The sequence below is a fragment of the Thioalkalivibrio sulfidiphilus HL-EbGr7 genome (assembly GCF_000021985.1).
In the GTDB taxonomy this organism is placed as follows: Bacteria; Pseudomonadota; Gammaproteobacteria; order Ectothiorhodospirales; family Ectothiorhodospiraceae; genus Thioalkalivibrio_A; species Thioalkalivibrio_A sulfidiphilus.
Map to the genome: position 1 here is coordinate 2,367,796 of NC_011901.1, position 21,756 is coordinate 2,389,551.

Below are 21,756 nucleotides of genomic sequence, written 5' to 3' on the forward strand. Positions count from 1 at the left end.
CGGGGCGGAGGGAACGCGAAAACGGCGCGGCGCGGGGCCTGATCAGCCCCGCGCCGCGCCGCTTGCATCACAGGGCCGGGGCGCCGCTCTTGCTCAGACTGGCCATCAGGGTGCTGATGGCCCGATCGAACACCGGCACATCCTCAATGACACGGGCCCGGCCGGCGCGGAACTCCGCGCCCAGCCCGTAGACGGTCATTTCCTTGACCTTCAGGCCCTGTCGGTTGACGAAGAAGTACTTGCCGCTGATCAGACTCTTCCAGGACAGCTTGGCACGCAGGGGCTGGCCGTCGGCATCGGTCAATTCCAGCCAGGTGCCCTCCTCCATTTCGCGGGCCTGCTGGACGTACTGGTCCTCATCCACAGGTTCGCTCGCACCGGCCTCGCCAATCACCACTTCCTCGTAGACCTTGAATCGGCCGTCGGAGATGAGCCGGTTGATCTCGGCCACCTTGCGCGCCATGAAGGAGCGGCCGTCGCTCGCCCCATCGGTCTCGGCGTCGGTGCTCGTCTCCTGGACAGACGGCGCTGCCACAGCGGCATCCACGGGCCGCACAGTCTCGGCCGCGGCTTGCTCGACGGGCCGGGCATCGTGCTCTGCATGTTCCACAGCGGGCACGGACTGCACGTCCAGGTCGAGCTCGGGATCGCGCACGATCCGGGCATGTTCCCGGGCCAGCAGGGCGATGATCCCCTGGCGCTCGGTCTCGCTGCAGGACATGCGGTTCATGCCCTCCTGCAGGGCCTTGAGCAGGGAGGGCAGCATGCCGGTCAACTGCTCGCGTTCCGCCTGGCTCGACTTGGGCAGCAGGCTCCAGATCAGCAGCGAGGCCACGTTCAGGGCCTTCTGCCAGAGCTTGCCGTGCTGGCCGTCCTTGAGATAGATGAGAACCAGCAGGTCCTTCCAGGTGGTCTTGAGCAACTGGGTGATGGGCTCGGGCAGGGTCTGCCCTTCCAGCAGACGGGCGATGGACTCCTCGGCCACGCCCTTGGCCACGCGCAGGTGCTCACGACCCTGGGCCGCCAGGGCACTCTGCTCCTCGCGCTGCGCGGCACGCTCGCTCTGATCCTGACACCATTCTTGGAAGGCCACCAGTTCCTGCTCGAACAGACTCGTGTCACCGGAGGCGTCATTGACCAGTCTATCAACCACCGACTGGATGCGGGTACGCAGACCGTCTTCACGCTCCTCCGCCTCGGTCCAGCCGATACCGGCACGGGCCAGCTCGTTGAGCAGGCGACGGGCGGGATGCTTCTTGCGGCTGAAGAAGGTCCTGTCGCTGATGGCCACCCGCAGCACCGGGATCTGAAGACGACCGATCAACTCCTTGATGGGTGCGGGCAGCGCCGGATCATCGAAGATGAAGTCGAACAGCATGGCGACGATGTCGATGGCCGTCTCGTCCATGCGATTGAGGGCCAGGCCGGTGGGATCACCGTTGTTGACTGCAGTGAGCACCACATCTTTGAGTTCGGCGCTGGTGAATACGCTGCCGGAGGCAGGGGTGATCACCGGGATGCGTGGCACGGCGCTGAGCAGGGACTTGGAATCCACCAATGTCACCCCGGGCAACATCGGGCTGCCACCCCTGGCCGCGAGCTGTTGCAGGGCGGCCAGCAATTCACCGGCATCCGCCATTTCGCCCGCAATCGGCTCATGCTCGTCATCGATTTCGCGGGACTGGGAGGGACTGACGCGGCGACGAGTCTGTGCCGCCGTCGCTGTGGTCTTGAGCTCGGGCAACAGGCCGCGCTCCGCCAGCTCACGGTTGATCTCCTGATACAGCGCCGGCAGCGCGCCGACCACGTACTTGTCGAACAGCTTGTAGATGATCAACCGAACCCGCAGGTCCACGTCCAGCACCTTCATGGTGCTGCGGAAGGACTCGCACAGGGACATGGGGGTCAGGGGATGCGCATCCTCGGACAGCTTGGGACGGTTGAGCGCCACCACCAGCCGACGGGTCAGGGCCTCCAGCTCCGCCTTGTTGACGCGGCTGGCCTTGGCGATCATGCCTTCCAGGGCCAGGTTCTCCTCCAGTTCCTCCTGACCTACCAGGGAGAGTTCCAGCTCACCTGCGCTCGCCAGCTTGGCGGCGGCGCTGGGGCCGGCCTGGAGAAACGAGTCGAAGGCGCGCGCCAGCTGGGATGGGTACTCGGACTCCATGGTGGAGCGCTTGAGGCGCACCTCGCGCATGGCGTCGAAGTACTCGCTCTGGGTGCGATTGTCCTCGGCCTGGTCGGCCAGCTTGAACAGGGCGTCGTCGGTGTTGTCGAGCATCTCCTTGAGGAAACGCTCCAGGTGGGTCGTGGTGAGATTGCGGCAACGCCCGATGATCTGCATGGCGGAGCCCGGCGACTCACGCCGTGCAGCCACATCAAAGGGAACTACTTTTTCGCTCGCGCCGTCGCTCATGACTGACTCTCCTGACAGTTGACGATCCCCCGATGTAGATGCCCCCGGGAGATCACGCTGCCCTGCAAAACCTGGTTGACTTGCCAAACTTATAGCCCATAGTGTCTCCAAACAGCCATCGCATACCAGCGAAAGCGAGAGGTAAATCAGACTTATGAGCTCGGTTTCCGACAAAAGGCAGGAAATTCAGGATCTGCTGAAGGACCTCTCGGCGCTGGTCTCGCCACCGGAGATCATCATCCGCCTGCGCCAGGACATGGAGTCCCCCAAGAGCACGGCGGAAAGCCTGGCCAAGATCGTCATGCAGGACCCGAACCTGAGTGCGCGCATCCTGCACATGGCCAACTCCGCCATGTACGGCCTCAATCACCGCATCGAGACCGTGAGCCGGGCCATCTCCATCATCGGCCAGCGCGCCCTCTATCACCTGGCGCTGGCCGTGAGCGCCACCAAGACCTTCTCCAAACTGCCCAGCGAACTGGTCAACATCGCCGTGTTCTGGCGCCACAGCGTGTTCACCGCGCTGATCGCCCGCAACCTGGCGCAGCGCTGTCATGTGCTGCACCCGGAACGACTGTTCGTGGGCGGACTGCTGCACGATATCGGCAGCCTGGTGCTGTATCACCGGTATCCGGACATCCTGCGCGACTCCCTGCTCGCGGCACGCGGCAACGAGGAGGTGCTGGCCCAGCAGGAGCGGGAACTGATCGGCTTCGATCATGCCGAGGTGGGTGGCGCGCTGATGGAGATGTGGGGCTTGCCGGAAAGCCTGCAGCAGGCGGTGGCCTTCCACCACCGACCGGGCGCCACCGCCAACAACATGGAAGTGGCCATCGTGCACCTGGCCGACACCCTGGCCAACCGCACCGACCAGGGCAGCTTCAGTGAGTTCGGCGCCTTCGCCAGCATGCCTCATCCCGGCGTGTGGAAGACCCTCGGCCTCGACGAAGACATCACCGAGGACCTCTGGCGTGACGTGAACATGCAATTCATGGAGACACTGCATGTGATCCTGCCGCAGGCTAAATAAGCGATTCGAAATTCAAGATTCAAGATTCAAAGGTGAGGACGCGTGGGTTTTCCCTTTGAATTTTGAATCTTGAATCTTGAATTTGAATTATGAATCTCATCCCGTCCTGAATCCCTCCGTCACCTCGCCCGCGAATTCCTCCGCCAGCACCTCATCCACCTGCGCTGCCGGCGGACCCTGCCAGAGCCAGGCCTCCAGTTCATCGACTGCTGCGCAGGGTCCGGCCGCCAGCACCTCCACACGACCGTCCGGCAGGTTTTTCGCATGGCCGGACAGACCCAGGCGTTGCGCCTCCCGACGCGTGGAGGCGCGGTAGAAGACCCCCTGCACCCGGCCGCTTACCAGAAATCTCCGGGCGCAGTGTTTCTCGAAATGGGACGACATGTCAGGTGTACCGTTGATGGGCTCATGCCAGTATCCGGGTCAGAAACAAAAAAGGCCCGCACAGGGCGGGCCTTTTTCTGCATCAGGTGATGCCGGATCAGCGCATGGGGCGCAGGCCGTACTGATCCAGGTAACGCAGATCGGAACTCTCGACGCGACCCAGTTCCCAGGCACCACGGGTGCGGGCGTGGTTCACGGCCGCATCCACATCAGCACTGGAGGGGTTGAGCTGCACGGTCAGGCGCTGGCCGGGGAAGATCAGGTCGGCGTCGCGGATCTGGGAGGCGTTGGCCCTGTAGATCAGCGGCCACTGGTACGGGTTGCCGTACACGGAGCTGCGACCGGAGATCTTCCACAGGCTGTCACCGCGCACCACCTCGTAGGTCATGGTGGTGGGGGCCGCCGGGGGCGGAGCCGGGGCCGGAGCAGGCTCGGCACGGGGGGCCGGAGCAGGCGCCGGGGCCGGGGCCGGTTCGGGTTCCGGGGCCGGCTGGGTGGAGGCACATCCGACGGTCAGCCCAAGGGCAATGGCGCCGGCAAGGACAAGCCGCAGCTGTTTCGTATTCATGTCAAAAGCTCCTGATTTTTGGGAATTCTTTGAGCGGGCATACAACACGGCACTACGTGTATCCAAGCTAACACCGGAAAACTTGAGGCGTCAAGAACAAGCAGAGACGCACGTCACGGAACGGCTCATCGGGACGATGATCGGGTGTTGGGAGAATTCTGAACGGTGCCATATTCCGATGCAATCCCTCCTGCTCAGACCCGACGCGCTCAGGGGCTTAAATATCAGGGGATCGCGTCCAGCGCCTCCTGGCGTGCCTTGAGGGCCTCGCTGCGCGCCTGTTCGGCCTTGTCCCGGGCGGCCCGGTATTCGCCCGCCTGCAACAGGCTCTCGGCGGACTCGAGCAGGCTGCGGGCCGTCTCGTAGGTAGGCGCGGCGCGCTGGGGGGCACCCACCTGCTCCGCCGCCCGCAGGGCCTGGCGCGCGTCACTCATCTCCTGGACAGGGGCGGTGGCGGCACATCCGGCAAGGGCGAGCACCGACAGGTATAATGCGATCACAAGCGCGGTACGCAGTCGTTGACTCCACATGGGGCAGGATTCGGGCGTAATAGGCGGGTGGAGACTAAGGTTGATTCCCGACGCTATCACCCACCCCCCATGCCGTCAAGACACGCCCCAGGTCCGCACCTGATTCACCGAAAGCAGAAGGCAGCCCGATGACCGAACAGCCAGCCCCCGTCCTGATCTACCACAACCCCCGCTGCAGCAAGTCCCGCGAGACCCTGCAACTGCTCGAATCCCGGGGCATCTCGCCCCGGGTGGTGGAGTATCTCAAGACTCCGCCCAGCGCCGAGGAACTGGACCGCATCCTCAAGATGCTCGGCATGGAGCCTCGGGAGCTGATGCGGCGCAAGGAACCCGAATATGCCGAGGCGGACCTGGACGACCCGGGCCTGACCCGCGAGACCCTGATCCGCGCCATGGTGCAGCGCCCCAAACTCATCGAGCGCCCCATCGTGATCCACGGCGACAAGGCCGCCCTGGGGCGCCCGCCGGAGCAGGTGCTGGAGATCCTCTGAGATGACCGAGATCCTGGTGGTCTATTACAGCCGCTATGGCGCCACGGCGCAGATGGCCCGGCACGTGGCCCGGGGCGTGGAGTCGGTTTCCGGCATGCAGGCGCGACTGCGCACCGTGCCGCCGGTGTCAGCCACCTGCGAGGCGGTGAGCCCGGAGATCCCCGCCGAGGGTCCGCCCTACGTCACGACCCAGGACCTGGAGGAATGCGCGGGGCTGGCCATCGGCAGCCCCACCCGCTTCGGCAACATGGCCGCCCCCATGAAGTATTTCCTCGACCAGACCGGCAGCCAGTGGCTCTCCGGCGCCCTGGCCGGCAAGCCCGCCGGGGTGTTCACCTCCACGGGCACCCTGCACGGCGGCCAGGAGAGCACCCTGCTCAGCATGATGATCCCCCTGCTGCACCACGGCATGCTGCTGGTGGGCCTGCCCTACACCGAGCCGGCCCTGACCGAGACCCGCACCGGCGGCACCCCCTACGGCGCCAGCCATTTCGCCGGGCCCAAGGGCGACCTGCCCCTGAGCGAGGACGAACGTCACCTGTGCCACGCCCTGGGTGAGCGCATCGCCCGCACGGCCCAGGCCCTGGGCTTGGCCCTGCACCAGGGAGAGTCCCGTTGAGCCGCATCTGCTACTTCAGCGCCATCTCCGGGCTGCTGGGCCTGTTCCTGCTGATCCTGGTGTGGAATGCCTGGCTGTTCCCGCCCCAGGTGCTGCCCCGCGCCCTGGTGCTCGCGATCCTGCTGGTGCCCCTGGTATTCCCACTGCGGGGCATGCTGGCCGGGCGCGCCTACACCCACGCCTGGGCCAGCTACCTGGCCATGCCCTACTTCGTGATCGGGGTGTTTCACGCCGCGGGGGAACCGGTCGAGAAGCTCTACGGCTGGCTCATGGTCCTGCTCAGCCTGGCCTGGATGGCGGGCAGCGCCTTGTATCCGCGGATGTCGCGGCGGGAAAGACAAGTGAAGTGAGAAGTGGGACTTAACTTCGCACTTCCAAATTCACACTTCCCACTTCACCCCCCCTCCCCCAGAACCGCCCGGGCGAACGGCAGGGTCACCCGGCGCTGATCCCGCAGGGACGCCTGTTCCAGACGCTCCAGTTGCACCATGAGCGTGGCAAGATCACGGGCACAGGTGCGCAGCAGAAACTCCCCCACCTCCCCGGGTAGATCGAAGCCGCGGCGCCGGGCGCGTTCCACGAGCACGGCTCGCTTGCCGGCATCATCCAGAGGCTGTAGCTGGAACACCGGACCCCAGACCAGGCGTGAGCCCAGGTCGGGAAGCGCCGCCGACAGGGCCCGCGGGGCATGGGTATCGGCAAGCACCAGCCGGGTATCGCGGCACCTCGAGGCGTTGATGAGGTTGAACAGGCCCGTCTCGGTCTCCACACACCCGACTAGCGCACTGATGCCATCCAGGCAGACCAGATCCAGCTGATCCAGACCTTCCAGTGCGTGTGCGCCACCCTGGCGCAGCAGGAAGGCGGGGAGGTAGGCGGCGCGGCGCCCCCATAGCGATGCCTCGTGACAGGCGGCCTGCAGCAGGTGGGTCTTGCCGCTGCCGGGCTCGCCGTAGAGATAGAGCTGGCGCTCCCCCTCGCCCCGGGCCAGGGCGCGCAGGCTGTCCAGGGCCAGGCCGTTGGCACCCGCGTGGAAAGCATCGAAATCGGACCCGTCCGGCAGGGTCACGTCCAGGGTCAGCTGGCGCGCCTGCATGTCAGTCCCCGGGCTTGGCCGAATCGCCCGCGTAGAGGGCGCTGCCCCGGTAGTCCGCATGGGCGTGGCGCACCAGCACCGCCAGTACCGCGGCCGCAGGCAGGGCCAGCAGTACACCGAAGAAACCGAACAGCTGCCCGCCGGCGAGCACGGCGAAGATCACCGCCACCGGGTGCAGGCCGATGCGATCGCCCACCAGCCAGGGGGTGAGCACCAGGCTTTCCAGCAACTGCCCCACGCCGAACACCGCCAGCACCCAGATGAGCAGCCAGGGGTCGGTACTCTGCAGCAGGGCCGCCGCCACCCCCAGACCCACGCCCACGATCACGCCCAGGTAGGGCACGAAACTCACCAGCCCGGCAGTGACCCCCACGGCGATGGCCAGATCCAGACCCGCGAACCACAGGCCCACGGCATAGAAGGCCGCCAGGGAGATCATCACCAGCAGCTGGCCGCGGATGAAGGTGGCCAGCACCGCGTCGGACTCCCGCACGATGCGCACCACCCGGGGCTCGATGGAACGGGGCAGCAGGCCATGCAGGGCGGCCACCAGGCGCTCCCAGTCCCGCAGCAGGTAGAAGGTCACCACCGGTACCAGCACCAGGTTGAGCAGCCAGGCAAACACCAGGCCGCCGGAACGGCCCATGGAACCCAGGGCACCCAGGGCCCACTCCCCCGCCTGCTGCCAGTGCTCCGAGAGCAGACCCGAGAGCGTGCCCATCTCCGGACCTTCCAGGGGCAGTCCGAAACGGTTCTCGAGCCAGGGCAGAGCCTCGGCGCGGAACCACGCGAGCCACTGGGGCAGCCATTCCAGGAACCGGGCCAGTTCACGCTGCAGCACCGGTACCAGCGTCAGCACCGCCAGCAGCAGCCCCAGGAAGAGGAGCAGAAACACCAGGATCACCGCCGCGGTCCGGGGCAGGCGCCACTTCCAGCGCCGCCCCTCCCGCTGCAGACGCAGCACCAGCGGATTGCCCAGGTAGGCGAACAGGGCGGCGAGCAGGAAGGGGGTCAGGATGGGGCGCAGCCAGTACACCAGCAGGCCGGCCGCGGCGAAGAACAGCAGCAGGGTCAGCCGCTGACTTGCGGCACCGGGCTGCGTGTTCATACGCCGGGCTGCCGGGCGGCCAGGGCGCGCCGGGACCAGCCCACCACGTAGGCCACGCCGCTGGAGACGGTGGTCACCAGGACGATGCCCACCAGGGCATCCAGGTAGAGCTGGGGCAGGGAAATGACCCCGGCGTTGACCAGCACGGACAGCACCAGCACGATCTGGAAGAAGGTGTTGAGCTTGCTGATGAGCAGAGGCTGCATCTCCAGGCTGCGGGTCACCGCCCGGTAGGCCAGGGCCCCGAGGATGATCACCACGTCACGGGCCACCACCAGCACCATGAGCCACCAGGGGATCAGGCCCACCCAGGCCACAGTGAAATAGGTGCCCATCATGAGCACCTTGTCCGCCAGGGGATCCAGATAGCCGCCCAGCCGGGTGTGCCAGCCGTAGCGGCGCACCAGCCAGCCGTCCAGGCCATCGGAGATGCCGGCCAGCAGCAGGAGCGCCAGCACCCAGCCATAGTGGCCGTCGAGCAGGGCCAGCACGATGGGCAGCGTCAGCAGCAGACGCAGCACCGTGATCACATTGGGCAGCTGGCGCAGGCTCACCGGGACAGACGCAGACTGACGCTGCTCATGCGTTGCTCGTGGAAGGGCAGCTCGGCGGCGGCCTCGGCGGGCACCAGCACCCGGCCCAGGCGCACGCCCCGCTCCAGGTCCCGGGGACTGCCGCGCAGGCGGGTGATGAACACCGCCTGACCGGCCTCGAGGCGGTGCGGGCGGATCTCCGCCACCACGCTCAGCTCCGCCAGGTACTGACGCACCGCCTGGAAATCGGCGAGGCTCTGCACCCCGTCCACGGTCACCAGCACGTGGTCCTCGCTGGCCATCAGCCCGGCGATGGCCAGGCGCCGCCCCAGGGCGTCGGCGACCCGCTGCAGCCCCTCGTCCAGGGCCGCCTCCGGCGTCTCCCCCTCGGCCGTGTAGTCCTCCTGGAAATCCTGCCCCATGAGCCGCCAGCGGCCGCTCCAGAGATTGCCACGGCGCTGCACATGGGCGGCCAGCACGAAGCGGCTTCCGTAGCGGGTGGAGGCCTGGATGACCGGCTCGTTGAATCCGCCGGCCAGGTCGGCGTAGCTCACCGCCGACTGATCCTGGAGGTCCATGACGGGAAACACCAGGCGCAGGCCTCGCTCGCCGGCCACCCGCTCCAGGGTCTCGCGCAGTTCGCGGCCCTCCTCGCCGCCCAGCACCACGCGCTGTCCCTGGTGGATCGCGCCGACCCACATGAGCACCGCCGGGCGGTCGGCACCCCATACGGGCAGCCCTCGGCTGATCAGCTGGCGCTCCAGGGCGGCGCCGTCGAACAGCACCTCGAGACCCGGCTGACCGTCGCCCAGATCCACATAGCGGAAACGCTGCACGTAGCGGGAGACCGCCGAGCGGATGTCGTCCAGGCGGGGGTCCCGCAGCACCTGTCGGTCGCCGGTCAGCTTGAGCAGCACCCGGTCCAGGGCGGCCTCGAAGCCCGCCTGCCGAGCCGCACGGTCCCGGTCCTGCACGGGCACGGTGGCCTCGTGGAGCCCGGCGCCGGCGGCCTGGAGCGCACCGGTGAAACCGGCCGTGAGCAGACAGACCAGGGCAAGAACGGGTAAGCGGCGCAACAGAGGTCGCAAGTTCATGGGAAAGGCGGCGTTTTCGCTTGGATTGAGAGTTCGCTAACATATCACAGTTGATCCTGCCGTGAGCCTGATGGGCGCCACGCTTTACACCCCCTTATGGCCCTCGTAACATCGTCGGCCCCCAACCCCCAGGACCCTAAGTCCATGTCCCAATCCGATCCCCACGCCAAGGACCCGTCCACCGGCCTGCGCTACCGCGACGCAGGTGTCGACATCGACGCCGGCAATGCCCTGGTGGAACGCATCAAGCCCCACGCCCGACGCACCCATCGCCCCGGCGTGCTGGCGGGCCTCGGCGGCTTCGGCGCCCTGTTCGAACTGCCGGTGGGCAGATTCAAGGAACCGGTGCTGGTCTCCGGCACCGACGGCGTGGGCACCAAGCTGCGTGTGGCGATGCAGCTCAAGCGCCACGACACCATCGGCATCGACCTGGTGGCCATGTGCGTGAACGACGTGGTGGTGCAGGGGGCGGAGCCGCTGTTCTTCCTGGATTACTACGCCACCGGCCGGCTGGACGTGGACGTGGCCGCCGACGTGGTCAAGGGCATCGCCGACGGCTGCGAGCTGGCCGGCTGCGCCCTGGTGGGTGGTGAGACCGCCGAGATGCCCGGCATGTATGCCGAGGGCGACTACGACCTGGCCGGCTTCACCGTCGGCATCGTGGAGAAGTCCCAGATCCTGGATGGCCGCCTGGTTCGCGAAGGCGACGTGATGCTGGGCCTGGCCTCCTCCGGCCCCCACTCCAACGGCTACTCCCTGATCCGCAAGGTCCTGGAGGTCAGCCAGGCGGACCTGGACCAGCCCTGCGGCGACACCAGCCTGGGCGATGCCCTGCTGGCCCCCACCCGCATCTACGTGCGCCCCCTGCTGGCCCTGATGCAGAAGCAGCCGGTGCACGCCCTGGCCCACATCACCGGCGGCGGCCTGCTGGAAAACATCCCCCGGGTCCTGCCGCCCGGCACCTGCGCCCGGCTGGACCCCAACGCCTGGACCCGCCCGCCGGTGTTCAACTGGCTGCAGGAGGCCGGCCAGGTACAGCCCCGGGAAATGCTGCGCACCTTCAACTGCGGCATCGGCATGGTGGTGATCCTGCCCGCCGAGGGCGTGGACAGCGCCCGCGCCCACCTGACCGAGGCCGGCATCGAGTCCTGGGTCCTTGGGCAGATCGGCGCCAGCGAGCACGTGCCGCCCCACGTGGAACTGATCACTGAATGACCCTGCCGGAACCAATGCCGGTGGTGGTGCTCATCTCCGGCACCGGCACCAACCTGCAGGCATTGATCGACGCCATCGCCGCCGGCGAGGTGCGGGCGCGCATCGCGGCGGTGATCAGCAACCGCCCCGGCGCCGGCGGCCTGGAACGGGCCCGGCGGGCGGGCATCCCCACCCACGTGCTGGACCACACCGGTTACCCGGACCGGGCCGCCTTCGACGCCGCCCTGGCAGCCGCCATCGACAGCCATCAACCCGGCCTGGTGGTGCTGGCCGGCTTCATGCGCATCCTCACCCCCGGCTTCGTGGAGCACTATGCCGGACGCATGATCAACATCCACCCTTCCCTGCTGCCGGACTTCCGCGGCCTCAACACCCATGAACGGGCGTTGCGCGCCGGGGTCAAAGAACATGGCGCCAGCGTCCACTTCGTCAACAACGAACTGGACGGCGGCCCCGTGATCATGCAGGCCCGGGTTCCGGTCAGGTCCGACGACACCCCCCAGACCCTGGCCGCACGGGTCCAACAGCGGGAGCACCGCCTCTATCCCCGGGTGGTGGGTCTGCTGGCCGATGGCCACCTGAAACTCCAGGGCGGTGAGGTCTGGTTCGACGGTACGCCGCTGGACGCCCCCCTGGACCTGGACGCGCAGGCATCCGCGGAGGATTGATCGACATGGCATGGAACACCCTCAGCACCCGGCTCGCACTGTTCATCCTGCTGCTCGGCGCCGGCACCCCGGCCCTGGCGATGCCCCCGGCCCATACTGCCTTCTACGAGGCCGTCGCCTATGGCAACACCCTCAAGACCCGCAGCACCGTGAACTACGAACCGGGCCTGGTGCGCATGAGCCTGGACGCCCGGATCGTGGGTTTCCTGCGCATCCTGGGGCGCTTCGAGATGTCCCGGGAAAGCATCCTCAGCAATGGTCCCGAAGGCCTGCGCCTGCTGGAAAGCCATCACAGCGAGACCCAGCCCCGTCGCAGCCGCGAGGTGCACACCCGCTTTGACTGGGACGCACACCTGGCCCGGGGTGTGCAGAACGGTAATCCCTTCGAACTGGAGGTGCAGGACGGCACCCTGGACTACCTGTCCGTGCTGATGATGCTCATGCAGGAACTGCGCACCGGCAGTGTCGAGGCCCGTGAAACCGTGGAAGTGGTGGAGCGCCATCGCCTGCGCACCTACACCCTGATCCGTGAAGGCAACGAACGCCTGCAGACGGACCTCGGCCGCCTGGACACGGTGAAGATCACCCGCCGGGACGAGGAGCGGGGTATCGCCCTCAGTGCCTGGTTTGCCCCTGAACTGCACTACATCCCGGTACGCTTCGACTACGAGGCCGACGGGCGCGTCTACGCCCTGAGGATCACCGGGGTGGAGTGGCATTGAGGCTTCCTCAAGCGTGCCTTGGTCAGGGTTGTTGATCATGCCGTCCGCCTGATTCCAGGCATTTGTGCGAAGAACCTTTTGCCACAGAGGACACAGAGGTCGCAGAGAAAAATCATAAGACTGACAGTTTGTGGCCTTTCTTGAAAACTCTGTGACCTCTGTGTCCTCTGTGGCTGAATTAACTTTGCGTTTTCTCATTCACCCAGACACTGACCACCCATCCATTCCAAGCCATCGGAACACCCACCATGAGCGAACACTTCGACCTGGCCGTGATCGGCTCCGGACCGGGCGGCTATCGCGCCGCGATCCTCGGCGCCCTGCGCGGGCTCAACGTGGCCATCATCGAGAAGGCCGACTGGGGCGGCTGCTGCCTCAACCGGGGCTGCGTCCCCAAGAAGGACTGGTACCACAGCGCGAAACTCATCGCCGCCCAGCGCCACTTCGCCGGGCGAGGCATCGAGGGCACGCTCACTGCGTCCATGGACGCCGCCTGGGAACACCAGGAGACCGTGGTGGCCACCGTGCAGCAGAGCTACGTGGACTACATGAAGCACCTGAAGATCAGCGCGCTGCAGGGCGCTGCCCGCTTCAAGGACACCCATACGCTCGAGATCACCGCCAGCGACGGCAGCACGCAACTCATCCAGGCCAGGCACAGCATCATCGCCACCGGCGCCACCGCCTTCGTGCCCGAACCCTTCGAGGCCGTGGACGGCAAGGTGCTGACCAGCGACATGCTGTTCGACAGTCCGCCGCCGAAGGGCAAGCGCGTGGCGGTGATCGGCAACGGCGTGGTGGCCACCGAGTTCGCCTTCATCTTCGCCATGCTGGGCAAAGAAGTGGTGTGGCTGTCCCGCTCCGCCGCCCTGCGCAAGATCCCCTTCAGCCCCCAGGCCATGGGCGCGTTGAAGACCGCCTTCAAGGAGCACGGCATCGAGCACCGCCAGGGCGTGGGCTTCGAGTCCGTGGACACCGCCGGTGACGGCGTGGTGATCACCCTCAAGGACGGCGAAAAGATCCAGGTGGACTGGGTGTGTCTCGGCACCGGCCGCACGCCCCACACCGAGGGCCTCGGCCTGGAGGCCGTGGGCGTGAAGCTGGACCGGGACGGCTTCGTGAAACGCAACGACTTCCTGCAGACCGATGCCGCGAACATCTACGCCATCGGCGACGTGGCCAGCCCCTGGATGACCGCCAACCACGCCCTGTCGGACGCCACCGTGGCCGTGGACAACATTATCAGCGGCAACACCCGCAAACAGGATGGCCTGCAGGTGCCCATCGTCATCTACAGCGCCATCGAGATGGCGCGTCTGGGGATGGACGAGGACATGGCCGAGGACGAGGAACTGGAACCGGCGGTCGGCTTTGCCGCCTTCGAGACCTCCCCCTGCGCCCTGGGCCAGGACGACACTGCCGGCTTCGTGCGCCTGATCGGCGACATGGATTCCGGCGCCCTGCTGGGCGGTGAGATCGTGGGTGGCGAGGCCGGTGAACTGATCCACCTGCTGTCGCTCGCGCCTGACCGGGAGACGGGGCTCAGCTGGATCGCCAAAGGCGTGTTCAACCACCCGGCCCGGGCGGAAGAGGTCCTCAATGCCACCGAGACCCTGGCGAGCAAGTGGGGGCTTGCGGATCAGGTGTTTGGATTTGGTCAGTAGTCAGTAGTCAGTAGTCAGTGGCAAATTTCTACTGACCACTGACCACTGACCACTGACAAATTCATTCCCGCCTTAGAATGCGGTCCACCAGCAGATTGCCGAGTCTCCCGGAGCGGTACTGAAGGTTGATCTTGTCCGCATCGTAGACCTGTTCCACCCAGGTGCTGAAGTCCATGGGCGTCTCTGCCGCATCGCGCCGGTACTGCCTGAAGATCTCGTCCAGCACGCCGGTGCGGCCGATGCGCAGATGCCCGTAACGCAGCCGTAACTGCGCCGCGGCCTCGTCCGCGTCGCGCCTCTCGTGCATGGCCAGATACACCGCCGACATGAGGCCCGCCCGGTCCGCCCCCGACTTGCAGTGCATCAGCGCCGGATAGTTGAGCTCCTGAAACATGCGCGCCGCCGCGAGCAGGGTCTCCCTGGGCGGCGCCCGCTTGGAGCTCACGGAAAAATTCACCAGCTCGATGCCGAAGCGCCGGCACGCCTCCGCCTCCAGGAGATAGGCACCGGTATCCCCCTCGCCGCGAAGATTGACGATGGTCTTCACGCCGAGATCGGCCATCTGTTTCACATGGGCCGGCGAAGGCTGCGCGGAGCGGTACATGCCCGGCGCCACCTGGTGTCGGTTGCTGTACAGGGCGCGGATGAAGCCGTGATCCACCAGCAGCAGTTCAAAGCGTCCGAGGAAACGCTGCCAGGGCGTGCGCATGTCTCCCCGGGCCCGGGAGACGACCCGGGCAAGCTTTCTGCCCACGGAATTGATGTAGCGCATCATGGCATCGAAGGACACAGGCATCGGGCGCCGGGCGCCCGGGAAGCAAGGAGGTGATCGGCACGCAAGGATAACAGTCCGCAGCGGTGACGTCTGCGCAGGCTCGCTGCTCTGGCACTCATCAGGACTTGATCTATGCTTCAGGGACAGGACGTCCATGGAGGACGCATATGGATCAGCTGGAACGCCGCAGGCACCTGCACACCATCACCCGACGCCTCATCATCCTCGCAGGCCTCTCCCTTGTCCTGTCGGGCATCATTTTCGCCGCCGCCTTCCTGGGCACCGGGCGCCTGATGCTCAGCTGGCTGTGCTTTCAGTGCGGCATCATCGGCGGTTTCGTCAGCATCCAGCAGCGGCTCAAGGACATCCAGGATGACGAACTGCAGCTGCTGGCCGAGTCCTGGTTCTCCGTGCTGCTCATCCCCGTCTATGGGGGCATCTTCGCCCTGGTGCTCTACGTGCTGTTCATTGCCCAGCTGGTGGGCGGCCAGCTGTTCCCAAGCTTCCACATCCCTGCCTTCAGTGTCCCGCCGAGCAGCGAGAACATCCATGCGCTGTTGACTGAGACCCTGCCTGCCAGCGGCCCCGATCTGGCGAAGCTGATCTTCTGGTCATTCGTGGCCGGATTTTCCGAGCGCTTCGTGCCCCAGGTGGTGCAGGGCATCGTGCAGCGGGGATCGGACGAGGGCGACAAAGGCAAGGGGAAATCCCAGCCTTAGACGACTACCGCATCAGGGCAATCGGGCCCGCAGGGCATCCCGTTCGAACCACCATTTGCCGCCCACGATGGCGTCCACGATCATGCCGAGCCGCGGGAAGAGCTTGTCGATGTTGTTGAGCTCGTACATCTCGATCCAGGTCTCCAGGGTCTCCTGGTCCTCGATACCCCGATGACGCCTGGCCACCTTGGCGATGATCTGGTTGGTGAGGAAGGTGAGATTGTCCCGTTCCTTGCCCTCGGTGCGCAGGCCGGCGATGTAGTGGGCCGCCATGGCCGCCACCGCCGCGCCATCGGCATTTTCCGGGGTCTCCTCCACCACGTGTCCCAGCATGGTCACCGTGGTGTGGGCCTTCACCGGGTAGGTGACCGAGAGCCACACGCCGTGGCCCAGGGCCACGATGGATTCCGCCTGCTCCGCCTGGTACAGCAGTTCGCAGGCCTCCACCGCCTCCTGCCACGCCTCGGCCTCGATCAGCTCGTCCAGCAGCGGACGCACCGTCTCCCAGACCTCGCCATGGCGTTCCAGTCCCAGGCGCGCCTCCGCCATGTCCAGCAGCAGGTGCACCCGCTCCATGAAGGGGGTGTCCGCAGGCAGGGTCGCGAGCTTCAGCTGCATCTCCGCCAGCTGCTGCTCCATCGCTGCCTGTTCCGCGGCCAGCATGCCGGTGAAGGGATTGCCGGGTCGGGTCTCGGGATTCTGATCCATCTTGTCTTGCTCCGGGTGCGCCCGTGGGTCGTAGGGCCAGTGCCCGTGTTGTACCGAAGCCCCGGGGTGATGGCAATCGCCCAATCGGTATACTCAAGGACCCGACACCGCCCCCGAGGATCCCATGAAGACCTACGAAACCCTCGTCGCCGAGGCCCTGACGGTGGTTCCCGAGATACTGCCCTGGGACCTGCAGAGCCGTCTCGAACAGGCCCCCGCCCCCCTGCTGCTGGACGTGCGCGAGCCCGAGGAATACGCCGCCATGCACATCCCCGGCAGCCTGCACGCCCCCCGGGGCATCCTGGAGGCCGCCGCCCAGTGGGGCTTCGAGGAGACCCTGCCCGAGCTGGTCCGGGCGCGGGATTCGGAGGTGGTGGTGATCTGCCGCTCGGGCCGGCGCAGCGCCCTGGCCGGCCGCACCCTGGTGGAGATGGGTTTCAAACAGGTGCAATCACTCAAGATGGGCGTGCGTGGCTGGAACGACGACGGCGGTGCGCTGGAAGATGCCGACGGCAACGAGGTGGACCCGGAACTGGCGGACGAGTATTTCCGGGCCCGGGTGCGGCCGGAGCAGATGGGGCCTTGAGGCAGTGGCTAGTGGCAAGTCTCAAGTGGCAAGGAAAGAACCGTTCCCCCTCTCCCTCAGGGAGAGGGTCGGGGTGAGGGTGGTTTCCATTGCCACTTGAGACTTGCCACTGGCCACTTAATTCGGCGCCGATGACAGGCGCATCTCGATGCGCCGGTTGCGCGAGAAGGCGGCCTCCGTGCTGCCCGCGTCCAGGGGGTGATACTCGCCGAAACCTGCCGCCGCCAGGCGGCGGGGTGCCACGCCCCGGCTGATCAGGTAATTGACGATGCTCTGGGCCCGGGCGCTGGACAGCTCCCAGTTGGACGGGAACTGCTCGGTGCGGATGGGACGCCGGTCGGTATGGCCTTCCACCATGAGCACCCAGCCGATGTCCCCGGGGATGCGGGCATCGATCTCGCGGATGGTGCGCGCCACCCGGTCCAGGCGCTCGCGGCCCTCGGGACCGATGTCCGCCGAGGCGGTCTCGAAGAACAGCTCCGACTGAAAACGGAACCGGTCGCCCACGATCTGGATGTCCTCCACGTCCGAAAGCACCTCCCGCAGGCGGCCGAAGAACTCGGAACGGTAGCGGGAGAGTTCCCTGACCTCCTCGGCAAGGGCCAGGTTCAGGCGCTCGCCCAGGTCGGCGATCTCCACCTGCTGGGCCTCAATGGTCTCCTCCCGGGCGCGCAGGGTCTCGTTGAGACGCGCCAGCTGCTGCTCCAGGTCCTGCATCTGGCGACGCAGGGCATCCACCCGGGCCTGGGCGTCGGCGGTGAGGCTGCGCTCCTCGACCAGGGCGCGGTCCCGCTCCTCGATGCCGGCCGCCAGGTCCTGGATGCGGATCTCCCGGGCCTCGATCTCCCGCTGGGCCAGCAGGGTGGTCTCCTGCGTCTCCGCCAGGCGTGCCTCCAGGGCGCGGCTGCGGTCCCGCAGCTGTCCGGCGCTGGCCTGGCTCTCCTCCAGTTCCGAGGCGAGCCGCCCCACCTGGGACTCCAGGTCCTCGCGCAGGCGGCGCAGGGCGTCGATGTCCTCCTGCAGGGAGGCGATCTGAAGCAGGTGCGCCTCCAGGGTCTCGGCCTGCTGCCTCAGTTCCGCCTGGCTCTGGTCGACGCTCTGCTGCAGTTGCTCCCGTTCGGCCAGGGTCACCTGTAGACGCCCGGAGAGGGCCTGGACACGCTCGCGCAGGTCCTCGGCCTCGGCCTCGCGCATGGACAGGGTCTCGGCCAGCTCCGTGACGCGGGTCTGCAGGGTCTCCAGGGCCCGGTGGCGCTCGAACAGCACGTCGGAGAGGTAGAACTGGGAGACCACGAACAGCATCAGCAGGAACACGAACACCAGGACCACCGTGGCGAGCACGTCCACGAAGCCCGGCCAGATGTCGGTGCTGCGACTGCGGCGTCGGCTGGTGCTGATCATGGCCGGCTCAGTCCCGTCCGCCTTCGCTCACCCGGGCCACGGTGCGGGTGAGCAGCCGGATCTCCTCGCGCAGGGTGTCCACCAGTTCGGACCGCTCGGCCCCGAGGGTGTCGCGCACCCCGTCGAGACTCTGGGACAGGCGCTGCAGCTGCTCGCGCAGCTGCTGGTCGGTGTCGCTGCGCTCGGACGTGGATGCGGCCAGGGTCTGCAACACGCCCTGAAGCTCACCCTGGGTGCGCACCACGCCCAGCAGGGCCTTGTGGTCGCCGCGGGCCTGCTCCGCCAGGGCACCCACCTCGCCGATCAGGGCCTCCAGGCGCTGGTCCGTGGCGCGGCGGGTCTCCTCGCCCTTGCTCATGATGCGCTGCAATTTATCCAGGCTGTCGGCGGTCTGTTCCAGCAGGGCCTGGATGTAGGCGGGCACGCTGCCCTCCCCCTCCGCGACCAGGGCGCCGCTGGACAGGCGCGTCTGGCCCGCCAGCCATTCCTCCAGCTCGTTGTAGAAGCGGTTCTGGGCATGCCCCGCCTGCAGGTCGATGAAGCCCAGTACCAGGGCGCCGGCCAGGCCAAACAGGGAGGAACTGAAGGCGGTGCCCAGACCCGAGAGCGGCGCCTCCAGGCCCGCCTGCAGGCCGCGAAAGGCGGTGCCCACGTCCTCGCCGCCCAGGTTCAGGCCGCTGATCACGGCGCTCACCCCGCCCAGGGTGTCCAGCAGGCCCCAGAAGGTGCCCAGCAGGCCCAGGAACACCAGCAGGCCGATGATGTAGCGGGAGATGTCCCGGGACTCATCCAGGCGTGAACGGATGCCGTCCAGCAGGGTACGCAGGGAGGTGGTGGAGAGGGTGAACTGCTCGCCGTGGCGGCCGGTGAGCAGGCGGGCCATGGCCCCCAGCAGGCGGGTGCGGGGCAGGATGGCGGCATCGGGGGCGTCGGCGCGGCGGAAGCGCTCGATCCAGCGGGCCTCGGGGGCGAGGATCAGCACCTGGCGATAATTGATCACCAGGCCGGCCAGGAGCACCAGCAGGATCAGCCCGTTGAACACCGGATTGGCCATGAAGGCCCGGGCCAGGGGCACCGAGAGCACCGCCACCACCAGCGCCACCGCCAGCAGGAACAGGCTCATCCAGATCAGGGCATTGCGGGTGTTGCGCATGACACCTCCCGGCACAGTCCATGGAACCGTCTGGGAGGGTAACCGCTATTCGGTGTCCTGTGCCACCTTGGCAGGTGGTTCTAACTGGTTACGTGGATGTAACGCAGAGCTCGCAAAGACGCAGAGAGCGCGAAGAAAAACAGGCAAAAAAACTTTGCGCCCTCCGCGTCTTTGCGAGCTCTGCGTTATTTCGACGAAACCTGAAAAATGCGCTTCAGCAGGCCTCCGGGGACTTCTGCACCGGCTGGCCCTTGGAGACCCAGCCCTCGAAGCCGCCGGCCAGAGAGGTGAGCTTGCCGAAGCCCATGCGCTGCAGGGCCACGCAGGCGAGCGCGGGCGCGGCCGCCGGTGCGGCAGTAGACCAGGATCTCGGCATTGGGATCCTTGAGCGCCGGGTGCTCGCCCACCTTGAACTCCAGCACCCCCGGGGCACGTTCACGGCGCCGGGCAGATGCCCCTGCTCGAATTCACCCGGCTCGCGCACATCCAGCACGATTGCGTCCTTCTCCATCAGCGCGTAGGCGCCGTCGTGATCGGTCTCCTGGATCTGCTGCCTGGCCTCGGCCACCAGTTGCTGTGCGGTCATGGACATGGATAAAACCTCCTCTTGAAGTTGGAAGTGTGAATCGGGAACACAAGTACGAAGTGTGAATTGGGAAGTGGGAAGTAAAACCGCTCAGTTACTTCCTCTCCCTCAGGGAGAGGGTTGGGGTGAGGGTGGTTTTACTTCCCACTTCCAAACTCCCACTTCCAAGTTTTATTCACCCGCCACAGTCACCTGTTCGAGCAGCAGCGAGCCGGTGCGGATGTTGCTGTCCACGTTCACGTCGCGGCCCACGGCCTGGATACCCTTCAGGAGCTGCCTGAGGTTGCCGGCCACGGTGATCTCCTCCACGGGATAGGCGATCTCGCCGTTCTCCACCCAGAAGCCGGCGGCGCCCCGGGAGTAGTCACCGGTGACCAGGTTGATGCCGTGGCCGATGAGCTCGGTCACCAGCAGGCCGGTGCCCAGGGTGCGGATGAGATCATCCAGGTCCTGCTCGCCGGGCTCGATGGTGAGGTTGTGTACGCCGCCGGCGTTGCCGGTGGTGCTCATACCCAGCTTGCGGGCCGAGTAGCTATCCAGCACGTAACCCTGCAGCACGCCGCCGGTGACCAGGTCACGGGGCCGGGTGGCCACGCCCTCGCTGTCGAAGGGCACGCTGCCCAGGGCGCCGGGCAGGTGGGGCTGTTCGTGGATGCGCACGAAGTCCGGGAACACCGACTGACCCAGGGCATCCACCAGGAAACTGGCCTTGCGGTACAGGGCGCCGCCGCGCACGGCGCCGACGAAATGTCCGATCAGGGAACGGGCCATCTCCGGCACGTAGATGGCCGGACACTGGCGGGTGGTCAGGCGCCGCCCGCCCAGGCGACGCACGGCACGCCGGGCCGCCTCGCGGCCCACCGCCTCCGGGCTTTCGAGTCCGGCTGCGTCCCGGGCCACGGAATACCAGTAGTCCCGCTGCATGCCCTTCTCGTCCGCGGCCACCACGGAACAGCTCAGGGAATGCCGGGTGCCCGTGTAGGCACCGAGGAAGCCATGGCTGTTGCCGTACACCGCCATGCCGCGCATGGTGTTGGTCGAGGCGCCCTCGGAGTTGATGATGCGCGCGTCGAATTCCCGGGCCGTGGCCTCGCAGGCGCGGGCCAGTTCGATGGCGTGTTCCACGGACAGGTCCCAGGGATGATCCAGGTCCAGGTCCGGCCAGTCCTTCGCCATGAGTGCCGGGTCGGCGAGACCGGCGCAGCTGTCCTCCGCCGTGTAGCGGGCGATGCGGCAGGCCGCCTGCACCGCCTCGCGCAGGGCCTCCGGTGCCAGGTCCGAGGTGCTGGCCGTGCCCTTGCGCTGGCCGAAGTAGACCGTGATGGCCACGCCCTGGTCCTTGTGGTGCTCCAGAGTCTCCACCTCGCCCAGGCGCACGTTCACGGACAGCCCAAGGTCATTGCTGGCCGCCGCCTCGGCGCTGCTCGCACCCGCCTTGCGCGCCTCGTCCAGCATCTGCTCGACGATGGATTCCATGGTCCGCTGATCCCTGGGAAGGGCCTGAATCGCTGTCATGTGTTTTCCCAAAATTCCTGGACCGGGCCGCGACCTGATCCTGTTGATCGTTGTAAGATGCGGCTGGCGATTCACGCGCCAGACAAAGCCATACCGCAAAGGGCGCCAAGGTCTGCGCGAAGGCCGCGAAGGATTTTATTCATCACAAGCCTTATCTTTGCGCCCTCTGCGTCTT

At 66.8% G+C, this 21,756-nt stretch carries 24 protein-coding genes; 10 read left to right on the forward strand and 14 right to left on the reverse strand.

The features are described from left to right. Positions 1 to 67 precede the first annotated feature (67 nt). On the reverse strand, positions 68 to 2,416 hold the full coding sequence (locus tag TGR7_RS11220; RefSeq protein WP_012638797.1) for a DUF1631 domain-containing protein: 2,349 nt from the start codon (positions 2,414 to 2,416) through the stop codon (positions 68 to 70). 154 nt (positions 2,417 to 2,570) lie between these two features. On the opposite strand from TGR7_RS11220, the gene TGR7_RS11225 reads away from it, so the two are divergent. Further along, the gene (locus TGR7_RS11225) at positions 2,571 to 3,446 is read left to right on the forward strand and encodes an HDOD domain-containing protein (protein ID WP_012638798.1); all 876 of its coding nucleotides are present in this window, start codon (positions 2,571 to 2,573) and stop codon (positions 3,444 to 3,446) included. A gap of 96 nt (positions 3,447 to 3,542) precedes the next feature. Here TGR7_RS11225 and TGR7_RS11230 read toward each other — a convergent pair whose 3' ends face one another. The 3 genes from TGR7_RS11230 to TGR7_RS11240 form a co-directional block, all read right to left on the reverse strand. Continuing rightward, complete coding sequence (locus TGR7_RS11230) at positions 3,543 to 3,830, reverse strand: acylphosphatase (RefSeq protein WP_012638799.1); 288 nt, start codon at positions 3,828 to 3,830, stop codon at positions 3,543 to 3,545. Positions 3,831 to 3,927: 97 nt separating this feature from the next. Next, positions 3,928 to 4,398: a LysM peptidoglycan-binding domain-containing protein gene (locus tag TGR7_RS17770; RefSeq protein WP_012638800.1), complete on the reverse strand. Its 471-nt coding sequence runs from the start codon at positions 4,396 to 4,398 to the stop codon at positions 3,928 to 3,930. Between the two features lie 224 nt (positions 4,399 to 4,622). Then, complete coding sequence (locus tag TGR7_RS11240; RefSeq protein WP_012638801.1) at positions 4,623 to 4,928, reverse strand: DUF4398 domain-containing protein; 306 nt, start codon at positions 4,926 to 4,928, stop codon at positions 4,623 to 4,625. A 128-nt stretch (positions 4,929 to 5,056) separates the two neighbouring features. Between TGR7_RS11240 and arsC the strand changes: the two genes are divergently transcribed. The 3 genes from arsC to TGR7_RS11255 are packed head-to-tail and all read left to right on the forward strand — an operon-like array spanning position 5,057 to position 6,388. Then, positions 5,057 to 5,419, forward strand: coding sequence for an arsenate reductase (glutaredoxin) (gene arsC, locus TGR7_RS11245; protein ID WP_012638802.1), 363 nt, complete (start codon positions 5,057 to 5,059; stop codon positions 5,417 to 5,419). 1 nt (position 5,420) lies between these two features. Then, a complete protein-coding gene (gene wrbA / locus TGR7_RS11250) occupies positions 5,421 to 6,038 on the forward strand; it encodes an NAD(P)H:quinone oxidoreductase (protein WP_012638803.1) in 618 nt (205 codons plus the stop codon). Next, a complete protein-coding gene (locus tag TGR7_RS11255; RefSeq protein ID WP_012638804.1) occupies positions 6,035 to 6,388 on the forward strand; it encodes a DUF2069 domain-containing protein in 354 nt (117 codons plus the stop codon). The genes wrbA and TGR7_RS11255 overlap by 4 nt, the downstream gene beginning before the upstream one ends. Positions 6,389 to 6,432: 44 nt before the next feature. On the opposite strand, the gene hda is transcribed toward TGR7_RS11255, so the two are convergent. Genes hda through TGR7_RS11275 form a run of 4 tightly spaced genes read right to left on the reverse strand, consistent with a single transcriptional unit; the run spans position 6,433 to position 9,869 of the window. Further along, on the reverse strand, positions 6,433 to 7,134 hold the full coding sequence (hda, locus tag TGR7_RS11260) for a DnaA regulatory inactivator Hda (RefSeq protein WP_012638805.1): 702 nt from the start codon (positions 7,132 to 7,134) through the stop codon (positions 6,433 to 6,435). Position 7,135: 1 nt separating this feature from the next. After that, positions 7,136 to 8,242, reverse strand: coding sequence for an AI-2E family transporter (locus TGR7_RS11265; RefSeq protein WP_012638806.1), 1,107 nt, complete (start codon positions 8,240 to 8,242; stop codon positions 7,136 to 7,138). Next, on the reverse strand, positions 8,239 to 8,796 hold the full coding sequence (locus TGR7_RS11270; protein WP_012638807.1) for a CDP-alcohol phosphatidyltransferase family protein: 558 nt from the start codon (positions 8,794 to 8,796) through the stop codon (positions 8,239 to 8,241). Before TGR7_RS11270 ends, TGR7_RS11265 begins: the two co-directional genes overlap by 4 nt. Further along, positions 8,793 to 9,869: a DUF2066 domain-containing protein gene (locus tag TGR7_RS11275; protein WP_012638808.1), complete on the reverse strand. Its 1,077-nt coding sequence runs from the start codon at positions 9,867 to 9,869 to the stop codon at positions 8,793 to 8,795. The genes TGR7_RS11270 and TGR7_RS11275 overlap by 4 nt, the downstream gene beginning before the upstream one ends. A 144-nt stretch (positions 9,870 to 10,013) precedes the next feature. Here TGR7_RS11275 and purM point away from each other — a divergent pair, with 144 nt between their 5' ends. From purM to TGR7_RS11295, 4 genes are all read left to right on the forward strand, one after another. Beyond that, on the forward strand, positions 10,014 to 11,084 hold the full coding sequence (gene purM / locus TGR7_RS11280; RefSeq protein WP_012638809.1) for a phosphoribosylformylglycinamidine cyclo-ligase: 1,071 nt from the start codon (positions 10,014 to 10,016) through the stop codon (positions 11,082 to 11,084). Continuing rightward, a complete protein-coding gene (gene purN, locus TGR7_RS11285) occupies positions 11,081 to 11,752 on the forward strand; it encodes a phosphoribosylglycinamide formyltransferase (RefSeq protein WP_012638810.1) in 672 nt (223 codons plus the stop codon). Before purM ends, purN begins: the two co-directional genes overlap by 4 nt. Positions 11,753 to 11,757: 5 nt before the next feature. After that, complete coding sequence (locus TGR7_RS11290; protein WP_012638811.1) at positions 11,758 to 12,474, forward strand: DUF3108 domain-containing protein; 717 nt, start codon at positions 11,758 to 11,760, stop codon at positions 12,472 to 12,474. A 248-nt stretch (positions 12,475 to 12,722) separates the two neighbouring features. Beyond that, positions 12,723 to 14,138: a dihydrolipoyl dehydrogenase family protein gene (locus TGR7_RS11295; RefSeq protein WP_012638812.1), complete on the forward strand. Its 1,416-nt coding sequence runs from the start codon at positions 12,723 to 12,725 to the stop codon at positions 14,136 to 14,138. Between the two features lie 61 nt (positions 14,139 to 14,199). Here the strand turns inward: TGR7_RS11295 and TGR7_RS11300 are convergent, their stop codons facing one another. Continuing rightward, entirely contained in the window at positions 14,200 to 14,934 is a 735-nt protein-coding gene (locus TGR7_RS11300) for a fused DSP-PTPase phosphatase/NAD kinase-like protein (RefSeq protein ID WP_012638813.1), read from the reverse strand. Positions 14,935 to 15,080: 146 nt separating this feature from the next. Here TGR7_RS11300 and TGR7_RS11305 point away from each other — a divergent pair, with 146 nt between their 5' ends. Next, positions 15,081 to 15,632 (forward strand): hypothetical protein, encoded by a 552-nt coding sequence (locus tag TGR7_RS11305; RefSeq protein WP_012638814.1) that lies wholly within the window; start codon positions 15,081 to 15,083, stop codon positions 15,630 to 15,632. Between the two features lie 12 nt (positions 15,633 to 15,644). On the opposite strand, the gene TGR7_RS11310 is transcribed toward TGR7_RS11305, so the two are convergent. Continuing rightward, positions 15,645 to 16,340 (reverse strand): hypothetical protein, encoded by a 696-nt coding sequence (locus tag TGR7_RS11310; protein ID WP_012638815.1) that lies wholly within the window; start codon positions 16,338 to 16,340, stop codon positions 15,645 to 15,647. A gap of 124 nt (positions 16,341 to 16,464) precedes the next feature. On the opposite strand from TGR7_RS11310, the gene TGR7_RS11315 reads away from it, so the two are divergent. Next, positions 16,465 to 16,926 (forward strand): rhodanese-like domain-containing protein, encoded by a 462-nt coding sequence (locus TGR7_RS11315; RefSeq protein WP_012638816.1) that lies wholly within the window; start codon positions 16,465 to 16,467, stop codon positions 16,924 to 16,926. Between the two features lie 117 nt (positions 16,927 to 17,043). On the opposite strand, the gene TGR7_RS11320 is transcribed toward TGR7_RS11315, so the two are convergent. The 4 genes from TGR7_RS11320 to pmbA all read right to left on the reverse strand — a co-directional run bounded on the left by TGR7_RS11320 (position 17,044) and on the right by pmbA (position 21,581). Then, positions 17,044 to 18,327 (reverse strand): peptidoglycan -binding protein, encoded by a 1,284-nt coding sequence (locus TGR7_RS11320; RefSeq protein ID WP_012638817.1) that lies wholly within the window; start codon positions 18,325 to 18,327, stop codon positions 17,044 to 17,046. Between the two features lie 7 nt (positions 18,328 to 18,334). Continuing rightward, on the reverse strand, positions 18,335 to 19,480 hold the full coding sequence (locus tag TGR7_RS11325) for a hypothetical protein (RefSeq protein WP_012638818.1): 1,146 nt from the start codon (positions 19,478 to 19,480) through the stop codon (positions 18,335 to 18,337). A 214-nt stretch (positions 19,481 to 19,694) separates the two neighbouring features. Continuing rightward, complete coding sequence (locus TGR7_RS11330) at positions 19,695 to 20,072, reverse strand: rhodanese-like domain-containing protein (RefSeq protein WP_012638819.1); 378 nt, start codon at positions 20,070 to 20,072, stop codon at positions 19,695 to 19,697. 165 nt (positions 20,073 to 20,237) lie between these two features. After that, the gene (gene pmbA / locus TGR7_RS11335) at positions 20,238 to 21,581 is read right to left on the reverse strand and encodes a metalloprotease PmbA (protein ID WP_081434284.1); all 1,344 of its coding nucleotides are present in this window, start codon (positions 21,579 to 21,581) and stop codon (positions 20,238 to 20,240) included. Positions 21,582 to 21,756: the final 175 nt, after the last annotated feature.